Here is a 3,131-nt window from a genome sequence, read left to right on the forward strand (position 1 = left end):
ACCATACCTCCAAATTTTATTCTTCCCAGAGCAGTTCCCTGAAAATCTTTCAGATATACCCTCACCTCCTCAGAAGATATATTTGAGGACACATCCAGAGATTTTTCTTTCAACTGAAAATCAGGAGCTGTCACCCTAACGATTCCAGTGAGTTTCTTTCCCTCTTCTGTGAACATATTCTCCACACCATAGACCCATCCAAGTCCCACTGTGACTCCCATTATCCCTATCATAGTAGATAATAAGGTGAGAAAAGATCTTCTTTTGTTTCTGAGTATATTTCTGAATGCCATTTTTAGCATCGCCATCACCGGTCCTTTATAGCTTTTGAAGGATCTAGTTTTACTGACTTGATTGCAGGATATACTGAAGCTGCTGCAGAAAAAAGAACTCCCACAATTAATATAGTCAGAGATTTATCCAAATCAAAATAAAGATAAAGTCGGTCTGAAAATGGTATATTTATCCCCAGATCACTGCTCTTTATCGCTATTTGAATCCCGTTGTGTTCATAATAACTAGTAGTCATCCAACCCAGAAAAAAACCCAGGAAGCTTCCCAAGGTTCCTACAAAAGTACCCTCTCCCAAAAAAAGCAAAAGAATTTCTCTGTTATGCATTCCGTTGGCCATCATTATACCTATCTCTTTTTGACGCTCTAGCATAGCCATAAGCATTGTGTTTGCTATCGTCACTCCTGCCATAAGGAGAATTGTTGTGCTTATTATGGCAAAAGCCTTTCTTCTTATAGAGGTTATCCTCAGTATATCCTTTATCTCCTCTTCCCAGGGAACGAAATCCAGTTTTAGTTCTTTTAGAGCTTCTGCCTCTTCTTCGGATAATATTGATTTCACTGCGATGTCATTGATATCTGGAGTATCTGCAAAGCTTTTGGAAAAACCAAGATCCATAAAAATACTGCTACTGTCCATGAGTGTATTTCCTGTCTTTATAATTCCTGTTATTGACAGATCATAGGCATTTATACTCTGTGAAGCAGTCCTTGCCATGATTGTCACCTCATCCCCTATACCCAAGTCCAGAAGCCTTGCCATCTCAATCCCCAGTACGAGAGAGTCCTCTCCGGTGACAAAAGATCCCTCTATCATATATTTATCCCTATCAAAGACTTTATTTTCTTCCTGAGGATTTACACCTATAAACTGAGCAGTAAGCTCCTCCTTTCCGTCGGTGATGCTTCCCTTGAAAATAAGTCTTTTGCTGTAATTTTTATTTTTTAAGATTTCTTCGACTTCTTTCATCACTTCTATTGGATACTCCAGCTGGTCATTATCGTCTTTTTCAATATAAAAATTTTTCCCGTAAATTTTATAGTGGGAAGTATCTGTTTTTATGTAGATATCTGTTATCTGTTTTTCCAGTCCGGAGTTCAGACCCTCTCCCAAAATTGCCAGGTATATTCCCACAATCATTGTTATAAGAGTGAGGAGTGTTCTTTTTTTATGCCTGAATATATTTCTGAAAATCATTTTAAATATCATGGAGAATCACCCTCCCGTATCCCGTCTCTCAATCTTACAACTCGTTTTGCCATTTGGATAATTTTTAAGTCATGAGAAGAGAAAATAAAAGTTATGTTATATTCTTCATTGAGTTTTTTCATCATAGCAAGAATGGCCTCCCCCGTCACGCTGTCCAGATTTGCCGTGGGCTCGTCTGCCAGGATTATGCTGGGTTTTTTTACAAGGGCCCTAGCTACTGCCACCCTTTGCTGCTGACCTCCGGAAATCTCAGAAGGCCTCCTGTCTTTCAGTTCATAAATATCCATCTCTTTTAAGATTGTTTCCACCATCTCCCTCTTTGTACTTTTATCATAATTCCCTAGAAGATCAAGAGAAAATTCCACATTTTCATAAACTGTCAGTACAGGGATCAGACTGTAATCCTGAAATATAAACCCTATTTTCTCCCTTCTAAAAACCGAGGCGTCCTTGGGCTTCAAAAGTGAAAGGTCTATCCCGTCTACCACCACATTTCCAGAGGTGGCACTGTCCATAGCCCCTATAATGTTCAGCAGTGTCGTCTTTCCAGACCCTGAAGGTCCTGCCAACACTGTAAATTCACCCTTTTGAATATCCAGAGTTATTCCCTTCAGAGCCTTTACCTCTATAGCACCCTTCACATAGCTCTTTTTTATATTTTTAAGACTCACTATAGCCATTGGCATCCTCCTCTAAAAAAATCCTTTTATTTCAAGAACCAGCTCACTATCGAATTCCTCCCCCTGGATATAATTCAATCCCCTAAAATTATTATAATAGTTATATGAGACTTGAAAATTGAAGTAATCATTTAGTTTATAAGTCACTCCTGATCTCAGATAAAGATAACTTATCTTTCCGTCCACCAAAAGGCTCTGAAACACCTCTATATCCTCGCTGACCACATAATTATACATGAGATAGACCGCCCCTCTGTCCTCTTCTTTTATATATATGGTTTCTGCCAATGTATATAGGAGATTTCCACCTATATCAAAACTATAATCTCCTCCCAAAACGACAGAATTTTGATCTGAAACGTCTGAGTTCCTGTGTATAAGCTGAGACCAGACCCCTATACCTAAGTCCCCTTTGACTTCCAGCACTATATCTTCATTTTTTACAGATTCTCCCATATTATTTTTTCTGTCATAGTGGAAATAATTTGCCATAAATTCATAATTATCAACCAAAAAAGTATAACGGGCTCCTATATTGTCATCTCTTTCTGAATTTTTAAAAATTACACTTTCAAGACGTGACATATTTTTTGAATTGTATTTTATTCTGACAGAATCGAGACCGTCCTTATCGCTTCTAGGATTTTCTATATCTACTTCATTGAAAACATCGGCACCGTTGAAAATATAAGCGCTTCCCCAAACTATCATCTGCCGCCCTGCACTGAAGGTGAGAGAATCTCCGTAGAGCTCCACATAAGACCTATAGAGGTCCAATGGGTCCTCTGAGTCATCCTGTGCCCTCAGTGAGAGCTGAGAATACCAGTTTTCTTCCTCATGTTCTGCTCCTAGTATTAATTCTAGAGAACCACTGCTGTTATTATAGGATTTAAACCTCTGAGTCCCCTCTATTTCCCCAAAATAATCCAGTGGGAAAACTTCAGAAACAA

Annotated in this window: 4 protein-coding genes; all 4 read right to left on the minus strand. The window is 38.6% G+C overall.

What is annotated here, in order from left to right; genetic code table 11:
• Positions 1 to 302: ABC transporter permease (locus ABZA26_RS11175; protein ID WP_372714608.1), on the minus strand; the 302-nt coding region annotated here is incomplete at its 3' end.
• Between the two features lie 5 nt (positions 303 to 307).
• Positions 308 to 1,501, minus strand: coding sequence for an ABC transporter permease (locus tag ABZA26_RS11180; protein ID WP_372714609.1), 1,194 nt, complete (start codon positions 1,499 to 1,501; stop codon positions 308 to 310).
• The gene (locus ABZA26_RS11185) at positions 1,498 to 2,181 is read right to left on the minus strand and encodes an ABC transporter ATP-binding protein (protein WP_372714610.1); all 684 of its coding nucleotides are present in this window, start codon (positions 2,179 to 2,181) and stop codon (positions 1,498 to 1,500) included. Before ABZA26_RS11185 ends, ABZA26_RS11180 begins: the two co-directional genes overlap by 4 nt.
• Positions 2,182 to 2,193: 12 nt before the next feature.
• Positions 2,194 to 3,131: hypothetical protein (locus ABZA26_RS11190; RefSeq protein WP_372714611.1), on the minus strand; the 938-nt coding region annotated here is incomplete at its 5' end.

It is taken from the genome of Ilyobacter sp. (assembly GCF_041583315.1).
Classification (GTDB): Bacteria; Fusobacteriota; Fusobacteriia; order Fusobacteriales; family Fusobacteriaceae; genus Ilyobacter.